The organism is Janthinobacterium goodfellowi (assembly GCF_051380695.1).
Taxonomy (GTDB): domain Bacteria; phylum Pseudomonadota; class Gammaproteobacteria; order Burkholderiales; family Burkholderiaceae_D; genus Janthinobacterium.
The window spans coordinates 1-15,693 of the sequence record NZ_JBNYXN010000010.1; the positions used below are offsets into that span (position 1 = coordinate 1).

Annotated in this window: 13 protein-coding genes; 8 read left to right on the forward strand and 5 right to left on the reverse strand. The window is 64.3% G+C overall.

What is annotated here, in order from left to right:
* Nucleotides 1-297, forward strand: a 297-nt coding sequence (locus tag ACQ4WQ_RS27120) for an IS1595 family transposase (protein ID WP_436501303.1), incomplete at its 5' end; no start/stop codon positions are given.
* Nucleotides 298-355: 58 nt separating this feature from the next.
* On the opposite strand, the gene argH is transcribed toward ACQ4WQ_RS27120, so the two are convergent.
* On the reverse strand, nucleotides 356-1,753 hold the full coding sequence (gene argH, locus ACQ4WQ_RS27125; RefSeq protein WP_436501305.1) for an argininosuccinate lyase: 1,398 nt from the start codon (nucleotides 1,751-1,753) through the stop codon (nucleotides 356-358).
* A 265-nt stretch (nucleotides 1,754-2,018) separates the two neighbouring features.
* On the opposite strand from argH, the gene ACQ4WQ_RS27130 reads away from it, so the two are divergent.
* From ACQ4WQ_RS27130 to ACQ4WQ_RS27140, 3 genes are all read left to right on the forward strand, one after another.
* Nucleotides 2,019-2,216: a hypothetical protein gene (locus ACQ4WQ_RS27130; protein WP_070288640.1), complete on the forward strand. Its 198-nt coding sequence runs from the start codon at nucleotides 2,019-2,021 to the stop codon at nucleotides 2,214-2,216.
* Nucleotides 2,217-2,381: 165 nt separating this feature from the next.
* Entirely contained in the window at nucleotides 2,382-2,807 is a 426-nt protein-coding gene (locus tag ACQ4WQ_RS27135; RefSeq protein WP_436501307.1) for a GNAT family N-acetyltransferase, read from the forward strand.
* Between the two features lie 99 nt (nucleotides 2,808-2,906).
* Nucleotides 2,907-4,172 carry an alpha/beta hydrolase family protein gene (locus ACQ4WQ_RS27140; protein WP_436501309.1) on the forward strand — a complete coding sequence of 422 codons (1,266 nt, stop codon included), beginning with the start codon at nucleotides 2,907-2,909 and terminating at the stop codon, nucleotides 4,170-4,172.
* Nucleotides 4,173-4,205: 33 nt separating this feature from the next.
* Here the strand turns inward: ACQ4WQ_RS27140 and ACQ4WQ_RS27145 are convergent, their stop codons facing one another.
* Together ACQ4WQ_RS27145 and ACQ4WQ_RS27150 are read right to left on the reverse strand one after the other, a co-directional pair.
* Nucleotides 4,206-5,594 (reverse strand): YfcC family protein, encoded by a 1,389-nt coding sequence (locus tag ACQ4WQ_RS27145; protein ID WP_162995779.1) that lies wholly within the window; start codon nucleotides 5,592-5,594, stop codon nucleotides 4,206-4,208.
* Between the two features lie 18 nt (nucleotides 5,595-5,612).
* On the reverse strand, nucleotides 5,613-6,749 hold the full coding sequence (locus ACQ4WQ_RS27150; RefSeq protein WP_436501311.1) for a succinylglutamate desuccinylase/aspartoacylase family protein: 1,137 nt from the start codon (nucleotides 6,747-6,749) through the stop codon (nucleotides 5,613-5,615).
* A gap of 202 nt (nucleotides 6,750-6,951) precedes the next feature.
* Between ACQ4WQ_RS27150 and ACQ4WQ_RS27155 the strand changes: the two genes are divergently transcribed.
* The 3 genes from ACQ4WQ_RS27155 (at nucleotide 6,952) to ACQ4WQ_RS27165 (ending at nucleotide 12,176) form a co-directional block, all read left to right on the forward strand.
* A complete protein-coding gene (locus ACQ4WQ_RS27155) occupies nucleotides 6,952-7,950 on the forward strand; it encodes a MurR/RpiR family transcriptional regulator (protein ID WP_436501313.1) in 999 nt (332 codons plus the stop codon).
* 35 nt (nucleotides 7,951-7,985) lie between these two features.
* Entirely contained in the window at nucleotides 7,986-10,778 is a 2,793-nt protein-coding gene (locus ACQ4WQ_RS27160) for a TonB-dependent receptor (RefSeq protein WP_436501315.1), read from the forward strand.
* A gap of 144 nt (nucleotides 10,779-10,922) precedes the next feature.
* The gene (locus ACQ4WQ_RS27165; protein WP_326459212.1) at nucleotides 10,923-12,176 is read left to right on the forward strand and encodes a cyanophycinase; all 1,254 of its coding nucleotides are present in this window, start codon (nucleotides 10,923-10,925) and stop codon (nucleotides 12,174-12,176) included.
* On the opposite strand, the gene ACQ4WQ_RS27170 is transcribed toward ACQ4WQ_RS27165, so the two are convergent.
* Together ACQ4WQ_RS27170 and ACQ4WQ_RS27175 are read right to left on the reverse strand one after the other, a co-directional pair.
* Nucleotides 12,167-13,369, reverse strand: a complete 1,203-nt coding sequence (locus tag ACQ4WQ_RS27170; protein ID WP_436501317.1) for a DUF418 domain-containing protein — start codon at nucleotides 13,367-13,369, stop codon at nucleotides 12,167-12,169. The two genes, ACQ4WQ_RS27165 and ACQ4WQ_RS27170, sit on opposite strands and share 10 nt — an antisense overlap.
* Nucleotides 13,370-13,377: 8 nt before the next feature.
* A complete protein-coding gene (locus ACQ4WQ_RS27175; protein WP_436501319.1) occupies nucleotides 13,378-13,980 on the reverse strand; it encodes a TetR/AcrR family transcriptional regulator in 603 nt (200 codons plus the stop codon).
* Nucleotides 13,981-14,181: 201 nt separating this feature from the next.
* Between ACQ4WQ_RS27175 and ACQ4WQ_RS27180 the strand changes: the two genes are divergently transcribed.
* Nucleotides 14,182-15,624: an IgA Peptidase M64 gene (locus ACQ4WQ_RS27180; protein ID WP_436501321.1), complete on the forward strand. Its 1,443-nt coding sequence runs from the start codon at nucleotides 14,182-14,184 to the stop codon at nucleotides 15,622-15,624.
* Nucleotides 15,625-15,693: the final 69 nt, after the last annotated feature.

Here is a 15,693-nt window from a genome sequence, read left to right on the forward strand (position 1 = left end):
CTGTTGGTCACCGATGGCCATGCCGCCTATCGCGCCTTTGCCCGTGAAGCGGGGATCAGCCACCAGGCCGTCAATTTGCGCGCAGGCATCCGGGTGCAGGGCGCCGTGCATGTGCAGCACGTCAATGCCTATCACAGCCGCCTACGGGAATGGCTACGCCCCTTTCACGGCGTAGCGACGCGCTACCTGTCGAATTATCTGGGCTGGCGCTGGATACTCGACGCCGGTCGTATCCGTTCGCCGGAAACATTATTGAAGGCAACACTGGGAGCATTCCCACATTTGACGGTGACATAGCCATGAAAAACGCCCCGCTGCATCGCTGCAGCGGGGCGCTTGCCGGCAAGCGCCGGTTTTACTTATCCAGCTGCGTGCGCACGCGGGCGATCGCGGCGCGTACCTGGCGTGGCGCGGTGCCACCCACGTGGTCGCGCGCGGCAACGGAACCTTCCAGGGTCAGCACCTTGAAGACGTCTTCACCGGTCAGCGGCGAGAAGGCGCGCAGCTGCTCGAGCGACAGGTCGGCCAGGTCGCAGCCGGCGTCGACGCAGGCGCGCACGGCCAGGGCCACCGCTTCATGGGCGTCGCGGAATGGCAAGCCCTTCTTGACCAGGTAGTCGGCCAGGTCGGTCGCCGTGGCGTAGCCTTGCAGGGCGGCTGCGCGCATCGCTTCCGGTTTCACCGTGATGCCGCCGGCCATGTCGGCGAAGATGCGCAAGGTGTCGATGACGGTGTCGACCGTGTCGAACAGCGGTTCCTTGTCTTCCTGGTTATCCTTGTTGTAGGCCAGCGGCTGGCCTTTCATCAGGGTCAAGAGGCCGATCAGGTGGCCGTAGACGCGGCCCGTCTTGCCACGCGCCAGTTCCGGCACGTCCGGGTTTTTCTTTTGCGGCATGATCGACGAGCCGGTGCAGAAGCGGTCGGCGATGTCGATGAAGCCGATGCGTGGACTCATCCAGATCACCAGTTCTTCGGCCATGCGCGACACGTGCATCATCAGCACGGCGGAGGCGGCGCAAAATTCGATGGCGAAGTCGCGGTCCGACACGGCGTCGAGCGAGTTGTGGCAGACGTCGTCGAAGCCCAGGGTCTTGGCCACGCGCAGGCGGTCGATGGGGAAGGTGGTGCCGGCCAGGGCGGCGGCGCCCAGCGGCAGGCGGTTGACGCGCTTGCGGCAGTCGGCCATGCGCTCGGCGTCGCGGCCGAACATTTCGACATACGCCAGCATGTGGTGGCCGAAGGTGATCGGCTGGGCCACCTGCATGTGGGTAAAGCCCGGCATGATGGTGTCGGCATGCTGCTCGGCCAAGTCCGTCAGCGCGCTGCGCAACGTCGCCAGCAGGGCGGTGATGTCGTCGATGGCGGAACGCACGTACAGGCGGATGTCGGTGGCCACCTGGTCGTTGCGCGAACGGCCCGTGTGCAGGCGCTTGCCCGCATCGCCCACCAGTTCGGTCAGGCGTTTTTCGATATTCAGGTGGACATCTTCCAGGTCCAGCAGCCATTCGAACTGGCCGGCGGCGATTTCCTGCGAGATTTGCGCCATGCCGCGCTGGATTTCCGCGTAGTCGGCCGGGCTGATGATGGCTTGCGCATGCAGCATTTCCGCATGGGCCAGCGAACCTTCGATGTCGAACAGCGCCAGGCGCTTGTCAAAAAATACAGAAGCTGTGTAGCGCTTGACGAGGTCCGAGACCGGTTCGGAAAACCGGGCCGACCAGGCTTCGCCCTTTTTGGAGAATTGATCAGTCATGAAAGAAGTCCTTTAGTGTAGGGCGATTATAAACAAGGTTGGCCGGCGGTAGGGCTTTTAGGGGCTTGCAGGGCGCTGAAATGGCCAGGAATGGGGCTGGCAAGCCTCAAATGCCACGGCGATGGCCTGTTGTGCGTTTCATCCGGGCTTTTTGTATTCTGTTCCGCGAATCGTGCGTTTGGTCGCAATCCGATGGCGGTTCAGGGGGGATCGGCCTACAGTTCAATCATCGCAACACACAACCAGCCACCCAAAGGACATCATCATGAACATCGCTAAAAACATGGAAGCCATCTTCGTTGCCATCATCGCCGTCGCCGCCGCCACCAGCCTGGCTACCGCCGCCGTGCCGAAGTTCCGCGCCGCGCCGGCCCCCATCGCCGCCAGCGCCGATCAAGCTACCATGCACACCGTGTACGTCAGCGCCAAGCGCTTGAGCGCCGAAGAAAAAGCCGCCTTGTAAGCGCGGCAGTGCCATGCAGGCAGTACAAGAAGCATCGGCAGCAAACAGCAACACCGCATCACGGACAGGCAGAACGGGCGGCGCCCCCGGTTCTATCCAGCCCTGGTGACAGCCGCAGCAAAAAGGCCGATGATCGTGTTTTTCAACGATAGCCGGGCCAGCGCGATGTCACATTTGATGATCAGCACCGACAAGGCGGAACTCGACGTTCCAGCCATCCACCATTTTCTCAGCACGCAATCGACATGGGCCATCGGCATCCCGCTGGCTACCGTACAGCACGCGATCGACCATTCGCTCTGCTTTGGCGGCACGCTGGACGGCCGTCAGGTGGCGTTCGCCCGCGTGGTCACCGACTACGCCACTTTTGCCTATCTGGTCGACGTGTATGTGCTGGAAGAATACCGCGGCCGCGGCTACAGCCAGCGCCTGATGGAGGCCGTGATGGCGCATCCCGGCTTGCAGGGCTTGCGCCGCTTCATGCTGGCCACCAGCACGGCGCATGATTTGTATGCGCGCTACGGCTTTACGGCGCCGCTCAGGCCGGAGACGCTGATGGAGCGGTATGTGCCGGATATTTATCGGCGTTGAACGGCCGGCGCGGTGTGCGCGGCCCGGGTCCTGCCCTGATACTGATATTGCGATTTTCTTGATCAACCACGCGACAGCCCTCTATTGGAACCTGACTCCATGACCTCTTCCCTTCTCTGGCCTCTCCTTGCCGTGTCGCTCACGGCGACTGGCGCACCCATGCCAGATGCATTCAGTCCGGCGCCTTGCGAGACGGGCATTTTTCGCCACGACCAGAAGGACTTCGTCGCCATTACCCATGGGGGCAGGGGGTACAGTTACACCTTCAGCGACGGGACCGTCGGCAACACGCAGGATGCCGGGGCGCTGCTCGCGTGCGGAAAAGACGCCGTGCTTGTCGGCGGCAAGGGGCGCTGGCCGAAAGTGGCACTGGCCGAATCGAATACGCGTTTTGAATCGAACGGCATCATGCTCGCGGGACGCTTGTTGGAGGCGCCGGGCGCAGGCAAGGACACGCCGCTGGTCGTGTATGCCCATGGTTCCGAAGGCAGCGGCTGGATCGACCGAGCGCGCGATCCTTACCAGATGGTCGGACGGGGCGTGTCCGTTTTCGTGTATGACAAACGTGGTACCGGGCAGTCCGAAGGGGAATATACGCAGAACTTTCCGCGCCTGGCCGATGACCTGGTGGCCGCGTCGCGCGAAGCCAAACGGCTGGCGCAAGGCCGTTACGGCCGCTTCGGCCTGATAGGCGTGAGCCAGGGCGGCTGGATCGTCCCGCTGGCGCAGGCGCGCGCCAAGGCCGACTTCATCGGCATCGGCTATGGCCTGGCGGTCGATATCACGGAGCAGGACGCGGCGCAGGTTGCCAGGGAACTGCAGGACAAAGGCTATGGCGGCGACGTCATTGCCAAGGCCCGTAGCGTGACGGATATCACGGCGCGGTTGGTGAAATCCGGGTACAAGGATGGCCTGGATGCTTTGTCCGAGGTTCAGCAGCGATTCGGCAAGGAACCGTGGTTTGTCCTCATCAAGGGAGGCTACACGGGCGTGCTCCTGAGCATGCCGGTCGAGGAGCTGCGCAAGAATGGCGTGCCGCGGTTCGACAAGCTCGGTGTAGACTGGTCGCAAGATCCGGTGCAGGTCTTGCGCCAGGTCGCGGTGCCGCAGTTATGGGCCTTGGCAGAGGAAGACCGCCAGGCGCCGCCGGCGGTCACCGTGGAGCGCTTGATGGCGTTGCGCAGCCAGGGGCAGGCTATCTCGGTCTACCTCTTCCCGCAGGCCGATCACGGCATGCGCAGCTATGCTCAGGCATCGGATGGAACGCGCAAAGTCACCATCATCACGCCGGGGTTTTACGATCTGATGGCCGACTGGGCAAAGGGCGGTGTCGATGGAAAGTACGGACAGGCGTATCGCAAATAAAGCCACGGCGACTGTGCGGCGCCGTGGCTTTTTTCATTGCCAGTGCATCAGGCACGGCGGAATCAGTAGCAGTAGCGCCAGCACCAGGTAGATCAGCTGCAGCGGGATCATCCACTTGGCCCAGGTAATCCAGGGCACGCGCGCCAGCGCCAGCACGCCGACGGTGATGCCGGACGTGGGGATCATCGGCGTGGTGAATTCGCCGAACTGGAAGGCCAGGATGGCCGTCTGGCGCGTCACGCCCACCAGGTCGGCCAGCGGCGCCATGATGGGCATGGTCAGCGCCGCCTGGCCGCTGCCCGAGTGGATGAAGAAGTTGATCACCGACTGCATGAAGAACATCTTTTGCGCGGCGAAGACGGGACTCGACGACGCTACCAGGGGCGTCAATGCATGCAGTATGGTGTCGATGATCTGCGCGTCGCGCGCCAGGATCATGGTGCCGCGCGCCAGCGCGATGACCAGCGCCACGCTGACCATGTCGCGCGCGCCCTGCACGAAGGATGCCACCAGGCTGTCCATGTCGAGCCGGCCGACCAGGCCGACGATGATGGCCATCACCAGGAACAGGGCGGCGATTTCATCGATGAACCAGTCGTACTTGACGACGCCGACGACCATCGTCAGCAAGGTCGCCATGAAAATCCACAGCACGGCGCGGTGCGTGCGCGTCATGCCGGCAAAGCTGTCCAGGTCCATCGAATGTTCGCTGCGCTTTTCGATATCGAGCAGGTAGGTCGGGCTTTTTTCCGGATGGCGCTTGATGCGCGCCGCGTACCACATCAAAAACACGATGCTGACGGCCGTGGCGATGGCCCACACGATCAGGCGGTAGCCGATGCCGGAAAAGATCGGCACGCCCGCGATGCCCTGCGCGATGCCGACGTTGAACGGATTTAAAAAGGCGGCGGAAAAGCCCACCTGCGAGCCGATGAAGGGTATCGACACGCCCGTGATGGTGTCGTAGCCCAGCGCCAGCGCCAGCGGCACGAAGATCAGGATGAAGGGAATCGCTTCCTCGTTCATGCCGAAGGTGGCGCCGCCCAGCGAGAACATGGTGAAGAAGACGGGGATGATGGCGGCGCGCACGAAGCGCGAGCTGGTATGGGCCTTGGCGATGGCCTTGATCAGCGAATCGAAGGCTTCCGTTTTTTGCAGCACGGCGAAGGCGCCGCCGACGATCAGCACGAAGCCGATGATCAGGCTGGCGTCGACGAAGCCCTTGATGGGCGCCATCATCAGCGCGGCCAGGCCCTGCGGCTTGTTGGCTACGTAATGAAACGTGCCGGGGATGATCAGCTGCTTGCCGTTGACCAGCTGGGTGTCGAATTTCCCGCCCGGCACCAGCCAGGTCGCCAGGGCGATCATGGCCAGGATGGCGCACAGCAGGACGAAGGTATTGGGGAGCTTGAATGTTCTCATGGCGCTTTTTTGTGACATTTATTGGCTCAGCAGGCTGCCGCCGCGGAAGGCGATGCTGCCTGCGACCTTGCCGACGTTCATGCCGCGCAGGACGTGGCGGTGGGCGCTGCGCGCAAAAAAGACGCCGGCGACGGTGCAGCGCAAGGTCGTCGTCTCGCCGCTGACGGGGTCGATCAAGTCTGCCACGGCATCGCCGGCGGCCAATACGTCGCCCATTTCGCGCAGGTAGACCAGCACGCCGTGATGCGGCGCGAGGATAGGTTCCACGCCGGCCAGCGGCGTGGGCGTACATTGCGGCGCGGGCAGGTCGTCGCCGGCGCCGGCGATGTCCAGCACGCCTTCGATGGCGAGAAAGCGCAGCAGGGCGGCGGCGTCGCGTTCGGCCAGGGCGTAGCTCACTTCCACTTCGCCGCGCAGTTCGACAGTGGTCGACAGGCAGGCGGCGGGAATCGGGTAGCGGCCCTGGAAGTGCGCGTCGAGATCCCACCACAAGCGGCTGCAGGCTTCGTCGAACGGTTCTTCGCCGGCAGCCAGTTCCAGCAGCACGGCGCGCGCGCCCAATAGCGCGGACAGGGGCGCGATCTGCGCCGCCAGCGGCGTGCCCGTATAAATGTGCAGGGCCGCCTCGTTATCGCAATGCAGGTCGAGCACGATATCGGCGTCGATGGCCATGCCCAGCAGGGTTTTCTTCAGCGTCTCCGCATCCGTGCCCGGCCGCCAGGCGGCGACGGCGGCGCGCGCATGCTCGCGTATCAGCGCCACGTTCGCTTGCGCATCCTGTCCCAGCTGGCCATCGAGCGTGGTTTTCAATTCATCGGCCACGTGGCGGTAGGCGCGGTTGAAGTTGATGCCGGTGGTCAGGTCGAAGCGGCCGAACGGCGCGCCATGGATGGCTTGCGCCAGGCCGATCGGGTTGGCGGCCGGCACCAGGATGATTTCGCCGTGCACCTTGCCGGCCGCCTCCAGCGCCAGCAGTTCGCGGCGCAGGAATTGCGACACCAGCATGCCCGGTACCTCGTCCGCGTGCAAGGCCGCCTGGATGTACACCTTCTTGCCGCTGCGGCTGGTGGCGGCCGCGGAGCCGAAGTGGAAGCTGCTCAATTGGCAGGAGACGCTGGCGTGCGCGGTGGAGATGGGATGCTGTCGTACTTGCATGGTGAATTCGCCCCAAAACGGGGCGCGGTTGATGGATTCCGGTCGATTATGTAGCAATATTTTCACGAAGTAAATCAATGAAAATCCTTTTACAAATATTTGTTGAGTTTTCTTTTTGATATGAGTACAGTAAGTTCGAGCGCCCCGTTTTCGCCTCCTTATCCGTCATTCGCCACACACAAAAACACAGGCCGCCAGCGATATGAGAGCATCCGCCAGTCCTGCCAGAAGCAGCGCCCCTACGCCACTTGCCACCACGCTGGCGTCGCCCGATGCCGCGTTTGCGCAATCGCCGCTGGGGCAGGCACTGATGCACGTGCTGGCCGGCGGCTCGGCCTCGCAGCGGCAGATCGCCGACTACCTGCTGCGCAACCAGATGCGCGTGACGGCGCTGGGCATCGAGGAACTGGCCGACAGCTGCCAGGTGTCGACGGCCACCATCAGCCGCTTCGCGCGCGACATCGGCCAGAAGAATTATTCGGCCATGCGCGGCGCCATGGCCGAAACCCTGCAATCGCTGCTGCAGCCGGTCGACAAACTGCGCCGCACGATAGAACGGCGCGCGCGCGCCACCTCGCCGATCACGGAAAGCCTGGAATATGCGGCCGCCAACATCGCCGCCACCTCCGATGCCCTGTCGCCGCCCGCCATGCAGGCCGTGGTGCGCCGCCTGACGCGCGCCAAGGTCGTGTACGTGATGGGTTTCGGCCTGTCGGCCAACCTGGCGGGCATGCTGGTGCAGCACCTGCAGCCGTTTTGCCCGCACGTGGTGGAAGTGGTGGGCATCGGCGGCTCGGAAGTGGCGGCCGGTCACCTGGTCAACCTGACGGCGCACGACGTGCTGGTGGTGATCTCGTTCCCCCGCTATACGCTCGACTGCATCGGCCTGGCCAGCTTCGCGCGCGACCGCGGCGCCTGCATCGTGGCGCTGACCGACTCACCCGCGTCGCCCCTGGCCGAATTGGCCGACCACGCGCTGTATGCGCAAAGCACGCATCCCGTTTTGCCCAGCAGCGCCAGCACGGCGCTGGCCATGATCGAGGCGCTGGCCGTGGCGCTGATGGTGTCGAACAAAAAGAACGTTGAAAAAGCGGCCCGCTTGAGCGACGTCATCGCAGCCTATCTGTATGGCGGCGAACATGGCGTGCAGGGCGCGCGGAAAACAGCTTCAAAGCAACGCAAGGCAGTCCCAAAACCATGATAAAAATCAGACGTACACCATTGGGGAGAGAGGCAATGCAGATGAAAAGACAGGATGGCGGCTCCTTGCCACGCGAGTCGCTGCTGGCGCAAGGCGTGCGGCTGGCGCTGGGCGCCTTGAGCATGTCGGCGGCGCTGGGCATGCTGGCCGGTGGCGCGCGGGCCCAGGAGCAGGGGCCGGACGTGGAGCCGGCGCCGAAAAAAATGCAGCGCGTGGAGATCACGGGGTCGGCCATCAAGCGCCTGGAGTCGGAGACGGCGCTGCCCGTGCAGATCATCACGCGCGCCGAGATCGACAAGGCGGGCGTGACGACGGCGGCCGAGCTGATGGCGCGCGTGTCGGCCAACGTGGGCGGCCTGACGGACGGTGCCAGCATCAACGTGGGCGGCGACCAGCGCGGCTTCAACAGCGCCAACCTGCGCGGCGTGGGCACGTCGTCGACCCTGGTGTTGCTCAATGGCCGGCGCATGGCCAACTTTGCCTCGCCCGGCGACGATGCGGGCGTGGACCTCAATAACATTCCCGCCGCCGCCCTGCAGCGCGTGGAAGTGCTGCTCGACGGCGCCTCGGCCCTGTACGGCACGGACGCCATCGGCGGCGTCATCAATTTCATTACGCGCAAGGATTACCAGGGCGTGGAGCTGAACGTCTACGGCAGCCGCACCGACGAAGGCGGCGCGGGCAAGCGCACGGCCAGCATCACGGCCGGCACGGGCGACCTGGCGGCCGATGGCTACAATATCTTTGCCGTGGTCGACCTGCAAAAAACGGACCGTCTGCGCTCTTCGCAGCGCAAGTTCATCCCGAACCTGCAGATTCCGCAGCGCCTCGGCCATCTGCTGTCGAACTTTACCAGCCCGGCGAATATCCGCCTGTCCAGCGCCCAGCGCGAGCACCTGCAGGACAACGGTTTCCTGCTCAATGGAAAGCCGATCACCAACCGCCAGATCAATTTTGCGATTCCGGACTGCGCGCCGCCGGCCAATCTGTATCTGCCGGCGGGTACGGGCGGCGTCGATGCCTGCACCTACGACTACATGGGCGACACGGAGCTGTATCCGAAGACGGACAAGCAGAACCTGCTCACGCGCGGCGTGCTGAAACTGAATAACGATCACCAACTGTATGCGGAAGTGGCGCTGAGCCGCTCGCGCAGCTATTACGTGGGATCGTCGGCGCGCGTGACCGGCTTCCTCGATTACAGCAAGGTACCGCAGCTGGCCAATGCCGGCTTCGATACCATCGTCGATGACGACGGCAAGCAGGTGGAGCGCGAACTGGAGCTGCGCATGCGCCTGAACGAGGCGGGCATGCGCACCAGTCAGCTGACCAGCGAAAGCCAGCGCGTCGTGGTGGGCGCCACCGGCACGCTCGCCGGCTGGGATTACGACGTGGGCTTCAATCACAGCGTCAACGTCGTGAAGGACCGCGATACGCATGGCTACGTCCTGTACGACAAGCTGATCGCGGGGATCGCCGCCGGCGACATCAATCCCTTCGGGCCCTCCGGCGCGAAAGGCCGGGCGCTGCTCGACAGCATCCAGATCGACGACGAGGTGCGTCATGCGCGCGGCACCATGGATGGGGTGGATTTCAAGGCGTCGCGCGCGCTGATGGCCATGGGCGGCGGCGACATGGCGCTGGCCGTGGGCGGCGAAGTGCGGCGCGAACGCACCGAGTTCCGCCCATCGGCATTGCTGATGAGCGACAACATCAACAACGATGCGGCGCCGGAAGGCGGCAAGGGCACCAGCGACAGCCGCAACGTGCAAGCCGTGTACGGCGAATTGCTGCTGCCGTTCAGCAAACAGTGGCAGGCGCAGTTGTCTGGCCGCTACGACCATTACGAGCAGGTGGGCGGCGCCCTCAGCCCCAAGGTGGGCCTGACCTACATGCCCGCCAAGCAGGTGCTGCTGCGGGCCTCGGCCGGCAAGGGCTTCCGCGCGCCGTCGATGTCGGACCTGCACCGTCCCACCGTCTACAGCAGCACGGCGACCTTGCCCGATCCCGTGCTGTGCGCCACCGTGGACAACAATTATGCCGATTGCGCGCAAAACTGGGACACGCGCCGCTACAGCAACGACAAGCTGAAACCGGAACACAGCCGCCAGTTCTCGGCCGGCCTGGTGCTCGAACCGGACCAGCACTGGACCTTCAGTGTCGATTACTGGAACATCAAGCGCACTGACCTGATCAGCGAAATCGGCGACGACATCATCCTGGGGAACCTGGCCAAGTACGGCAACCTCGTGCACCGCAACGAGGACAATGAAATCGACTACATCGAGCTGCGCAAGGAAAACCGCGGCGCGCAAAAAGCCTCGGGCATCGATATCACGGCCGACCTGCACGGCGTGAAAACGGCGTGGGGACGCTTTGGCGGGCACCTGAGCGGCACGTATGTGCTCGGCTCAAAAATACAGACCAGCCCTGGCGATACCTTTGTCAGCAATCTCAACCGCTTCGTCACGGATGGCGTGGTGCAGCGCTGGCGCCACACGATCACCTTGGACTGGGACAACGGCCCGTATTCGGCCAGCCTGTCGAACACCTATTCGAGCGGCTACGATGACCAGAACTCGGCCATCAACACGGACGACGGCAGCGTGGTCAAGCCGAACCGCGTGAAGGCGTACACGCTGTGGGACATGTCGGGCGCGTATGCGGTCAGCCAGCAGTTCAAGCTGCGCGCCGGCATACAGAATCTGTTCAATACCAGTCCGCCGTACTCGAACCAGGCGTACTTTTTCCTGTCCGGCTATGACCCCAGCTACACGGACCCGCGCGGGCGGCGCTTTTATGCGAGCGCCAATTACAGCTTCAAATAAGGCAAAAAAGCAGGAAATGCCGCAATACCGCTGTCACACGCGGCGGGTAGTATCGCAGTTGGGTTGCAAGCAGCAGTTTTGGCAGCAAGGGCGCATGCCTGTATCAAGCAGTGTGCGCCCCTTTTCTTGTATTTGAAAGGCACCATGAAATCATTCTCAAGCCGGTATCACACCTTTTGCGCCGCGCTGCTGTTCGCGCTGGCATTGTGCAGCTTCCCTGCCGTGGCGGCGCCCGGCGGCAGCGCCATCGGCAGCGCGCCGCAGGGCACGCTCGTCATCATCGGCGGCGGCCTGCGCGCCGACAATGCCGAAGTCTGGCAGCGTATCGTCAAGTTGTCGGGCGGCCCAGGCGCGCGCATCGCCGTGCTGGCCTCGGCCGCGATGAACCCGGAAAAATCGGGTGAAAGCATCATCAAGAAGCTCAATCAATATGGCGCGGACGCCTTTTTCGTACCGCTGGCCGTCAAGCTGGCCAATCGCGATTACCGCAAGGCGGCCGAAGATCCGGCCATCGTCACGCAGATCAAGTCGGCCACCGGCATCTATTTTGCCGGCGGCGACCAGGGACGCATCACGCAAGCCTTGCTGCGCCCGGACGGCAGCCGCACGGCCGCGCTGGAAGCCATCTGGTCGGTCTACCGCAACGGCGGCGTGATCGCCGGTTCCAGCGCCGGCGCGGCCATCATGAGCACCACCATGTTCTACGACGCCAAGCCCGTGCTCGACATGCTCAAGATGGGCGTCACGGACGGCCGCGAGATCGCGCCGGGCCTGGGTTTCATCGGCAGCGACGTCTTCGTCGACCAGCATCTGCTGGTGCGCGGGCGCTTTGCCCGCATGATTCCCGTGATGCTGAAAAAAGGCTATCACCTGGGGCTGGGTATCGATGAAAACAGCGCCATGGTGGTCGACGCCATGCGCGACGTGGAAGTGATCGGCTACAGCGGCGCCCTGCTGATCGACCTGTCGGGCGCCATCAGCGACCGCGGCGTGAAAAATTTCAATATCAGCAATGCGGCCATCAGCTATCTGGACCGGGGCGACAAGTTCAACCTCGTCACGCGCGTGTTTACGCCCTCGCCGGACAAGGCCGATAACAAGCTCGATCCGAACCAGCCCGACATGCGCGAACCCGTGTTTACCAACGATATCCTCGGCAACAACGCCGTGCTCGACCTGATGGGCAATCTGATCGACAACGCGCAGCAGGAAGCCATCGGCATCGCCTTCGGCAACCCGCGCGACCCGTACCCGGACCTGGGCTTCGAATTCCGCTTCAGCAAAACGGTCAACAGCGTCGGCTACAGCTCGACCGAGGCGGAAGCGTATTCGGTGCTCAAGCTGCGCCTCGACATCCGCCCCATCCAGCTGCGCCAGCCGCTGTACCGCTACAAATAAGCGGCGCCGCTGCGCCGCCAGCGCGGCCACGCGGCGATCGTCATGGCCCGCAGCAGCCACTCGACGGGGCCATAAGAGTGGCCGCGCAGCCACCAGCGGCTCAGGGGCAGCTGCAGGCTGAAGATGATGACGGCCAGCGCCAGGGCGCCCAGCGGCGAGACGCTGCCCATCAAGCGCGCGCCATACGCGAGGAACAGCCAGGCGCAGACGGCCGACTGCAGCAGGTAGTTCGACAGGGCCATGCGGCCCGTATCGGCCAGCAGCGCAAACAGCGTGCCGTCGCGCAGGCGCTCGAACAGGGCCAGCGCCAATGCCAGGTAGGCGCCCGCCAGCAGGGGCGCGCTCGCCAGGCCCACGGCCAGTCCCGCCACCTGCCATGCCTGGCTGTCGCCATACACGGAGGTCCAGGCATACAAGGCGGCGCCGGGCAGTCCCGCCAGCGCGCCGGCCCACAGCAGGCGGCGGCGCAGCGGCAGATAATCGGCCGCGTGCAGCAGCATTTCGCGCTTGCCGGCGGCCAGGCCGCACAGGAACATGGCCAGCGCGCACGGCGCCTGCACCAGCAGCAGGACGATCCAGATGTCGCTCAGTTCGCGCAAGTGCTGATTGACGACGGCGGCCGGCGTGGCGCGGTAGGCGGCCAGCGCCGTTGCCGCCTTTTGCGCCATCGCCACGGCGTTGTCCGCCGCGTCGCCCGCCGGCTGCAGGCTTTGCAGCCAGGCCATGCCTGCCCAGAACGCGGCGCAGACGGCGACGAGCACCAGGGCCTGGGACAGCGCCTGGCGTTCGCCGCAGCGGTGCAGCGCCAGCAGCACGATGCCCAGCACGGAGTAGGTGGTCAGTATGTCGCCATGAAACAGCAGCACGGCATGCAGGGCGCCGATCAGCCACAGGCCCGCCTGGCGGCGCAGCATGCGCGGCACGAATGGCGCGTCGGCGCGCGCGGCCGCCTGCATCTGCAAGGTGAAGCTGTAGCCGAACAGGAAGGAAAACAGCAGGTAGAACTTGGTCTCGAACAGCAGCGCGACCAGGAAATGCGTGGCGCGGTCGACGCCGCCGTGAAAGGCGGGATCGGTTAAGCCCAGGCCGAACCAGGGCGTGGCGAAGGCGCCGATATTGACCACCAAAATGCCGAACAGGGCGCAGCCGCGCAGGGCGTCGATGTCGGCGATGCGCGTGGGCGGGGTTTTCATGGCGGCGCTCATGCCAGGGCAGGGCGCAGGAAGCGCGCCAGCAGCAGGTGCAAACTGGCGCGCTGCGCCAGCGGCGCGTAATCGGGATCGACGGCGACCCGGTTGAAGATGCCGTCGATCAGCGCGGCGATCCAGCCGGCCGTTTGCGCGGCGTCCAGCGCGGCGTCGATCTGGCCTGCCGCCGCCGCCTCTGCCAGCAAGGTTTGCAGGCCGCCGCGCAGGCTGGCGTCGTTGCGCGCCACCCTGGCCGCGATATCCGTGTCGCGCATCGCCTCGGCGGCAATGTCCAGCGCCAGTCCCGCAAAGTCCCCGTCGGCCGCCAGCGCCAGCACCAGGTCCATGAAGTCGAGCAGGGCGCCGTACGCATCGGCGCTGCCTTGCACGCCGGCGAAATAGGCGGCCGTCTCGCTGCCTTCCTGGTCGACGATGGCGGCGATGATGGCTTGCTTGGTGGGGAAATAGTGAAACAGGTTGCCGGGACTCATGCCCGCTTGCGCGCAGATGGCGGCGGTGCTGGTCTGGTGAAAGCCCTTGCGCGCGAAGCAGTGGCGCGCGGCGGCGAGAATGGCGTCGCGGCGGGCCGCGTGTTTGCCGGGATCGATGGTGCGCATGGCGATTGCTCTCCTTTTAATTAATCGATTAGTCAGTCTAATATAAAGGAATGGCGTGGCACGGTCAAGCTGGGTGCTTTGCACGCCTCATTCCTGTCGCTACAATGTGCCGCACCGGATTTTTCCATGCCCGCCGCTGGCGCCGCTGTTTGTTCGGAAAACCGTTTCATTTACCCGTTTTTCTACCGTGTTAGGAATGAGATGCAGCAGACCCCGATTCGATCCTTCCTTTGCGCGCTGGCGCTGGCCGCTGGCATCGTCCCTGTCGCGCAGGCCGATAATGCCCCGCTGCCGGCCACCATGCGCCTCGATTACCAGCACAGCGGCAATGCGCTGGGCGAGCACTATGCGGTCGAACGCGTGCTGGTCGAGCCCCTGCCATGGCCGGGCAACCTGGCGCGTCCCATCGACGACAGCAACCGCGGCAACAATATGCTGGAAGTGGTCGACATCAAGTCGGGCAAGGTGCTGTACTCGCGCGGCTTTTCCACCATCTTCGGCGAGTGGGCCAGCACCGACGAGGCGAAAACGACCACGCGCGCCTTCCAGGAATCCGTGCGCTTCCCGCAGCCCGAGCACCCCGTGCGCGTGCGTATCCTCAAGCGCGACGAGCGCGGCCTGTTTTCCATTGTGTGGAGCACCGACGTCGATCCTGCCGCGCAGGACGTGATCCGCAAGCAGCCGCCGGCGCCCGTCAAGCCTATCCCGATCCGCATCAGCGGTCCGTCGTCCGAAAAGGTCGACCTCCTGATCATGGGCGATGGCTACACGGCCGCCGAAATGGGCAAGTTCGAAGCGACGGCGCGGAAATTGGCCGAACACCTGTTTACCGTCTCGCCATTCCGCGAGCGGGCCAATGACTTCAACGTGTGGGCCATGGCCGCGCCGACGCAGGAATCGGGCGTGTCGCGTCCATCGACGGGCGTGCATCACGCCTCGCCGCTGGGCACGCGCTACGACATCTTCGGCAGCGAGCGCTATGTGCTGACGACGGACAACCGCGCGCTGCGCGACCTGGCGCAGTACGCGCCGTACGAATTCATCGAAATCCTCGTCAATAACGATACCTACGGCGGCGGCGGCATCTTCGGCCAGTTCAGCACGGCGGCAGCGAACAACGACTGGGCCAATTACCTGTTCGTGCATGAATTCGGCCATCATTTCGCCGGCCTGGCCGACGAGTACTACACTTCGCCCGTGGCCTACCAGTCGAATGGCGAGCGCCAGGAACCGTGGGAGCCGAACGCCACGGCGCTGCGCGATCCGGCCAAGCTGAAATGGAAGAGCCACGTCAAGGCCGGCACGCCGCTGCCGACACCCTGGCCGAAGGAAGCGTACGACAGCCATGCGCGTGAATACCAGAAGCAGCGCGCCGCGCTGCGCGCGGCCAACCGCCCGGAAAGCGAGATGAGCGGCTTGTTCAAGGCCGACCTGGCGTACACGCAGCAGCTGTTCTCGAAGGCGCCGCAGCGCCATGCGGTGGGCGCCTTCGAAGGCGCGAACTACGAGTCGTCCGGCTATTACCGGCCCGAGATGCAATGCATCATGTTCGACCGCAGCGAGACCTTCTGTTCCGTATGCCAGGACGGCATCAGCACCATCATCGACTTGTATTCGCGTCCCGCCCCGGCAGCGGGAAAATAATGCCGTTCATATCGTTGGAGTAAGCATGGTGGGCCATGTTGCATCGCAATAGCATGGCCCCCGTTTCAC

Bases quoted from the DNA above. Each gene is read 5' to 3' on its own strand.
- argH (WP_436501305.1), bottom strand. From the start codon at position 1,753: ATGACTGATCAATTCTCCAAAAAGGGCGAAGCCTGGTCGGCCCGGTTT.
- ACQ4WQ_RS27130 (WP_070288640.1), top strand. From the start codon at position 2,019: ATGAACATCGCTAAAAACATGGAAGCCATCTTCGTTGCCATCATCGCC.
- ACQ4WQ_RS27135 (WP_436501307.1), top strand. From the start codon at position 2,382: ATGTCACATTTGATGATCAGCACCGACAAGGCGGAACTCGACGTTCCA.
- ACQ4WQ_RS27140 (WP_436501309.1), top strand. From the start codon at position 2,907: ATGACCTCTTCCCTTCTCTGGCCTCTCCTTGCCGTGTCGCTCACGGCG.
- ACQ4WQ_RS27145 (WP_162995779.1), bottom strand. From the start codon at position 5,594: ATGAGAACATTCAAGCTCCCCAATACCTTCGTCCTGCTGTGCGCCATC.
- ACQ4WQ_RS27150 (WP_436501311.1), bottom strand. From the start codon at position 6,749: ATGCAAGTACGACAGCATCCCATCTCCACCGCGCACGCCAGCGTCTCC.
- ACQ4WQ_RS27155 (WP_436501313.1), top strand. From the start codon at position 6,952: ATGAGAGCATCCGCCAGTCCTGCCAGAAGCAGCGCCCCTACGCCACTT.
- ACQ4WQ_RS27160 (WP_436501315.1), top strand. From the start codon at position 7,986: ATGCAGATGAAAAGACAGGATGGCGGCTCCTTGCCACGCGAGTCGCTG.
- ACQ4WQ_RS27165 (WP_326459212.1), top strand. From the start codon at position 10,923: ATGAAATCATTCTCAAGCCGGTATCACACCTTTTGCGCCGCGCTGCTG.
- ACQ4WQ_RS27170 (WP_436501317.1), bottom strand. From the start codon at position 13,369: ATGAAAACCCCGCCCACGCGCATCGCCGACATCGACGCCCTGCGCGGC.
- ACQ4WQ_RS27175 (WP_436501319.1), bottom strand. From the start codon at position 13,980: ATGCGCACCATCGATCCCGGCAAACACGCGGCCCGCCGCGACGCCATT.
- ACQ4WQ_RS27180 (WP_436501321.1), top strand. From the start codon at position 14,182: ATGCAGCAGACCCCGATTCGATCCTTCCTTTGCGCGCTGGCGCTGGCC.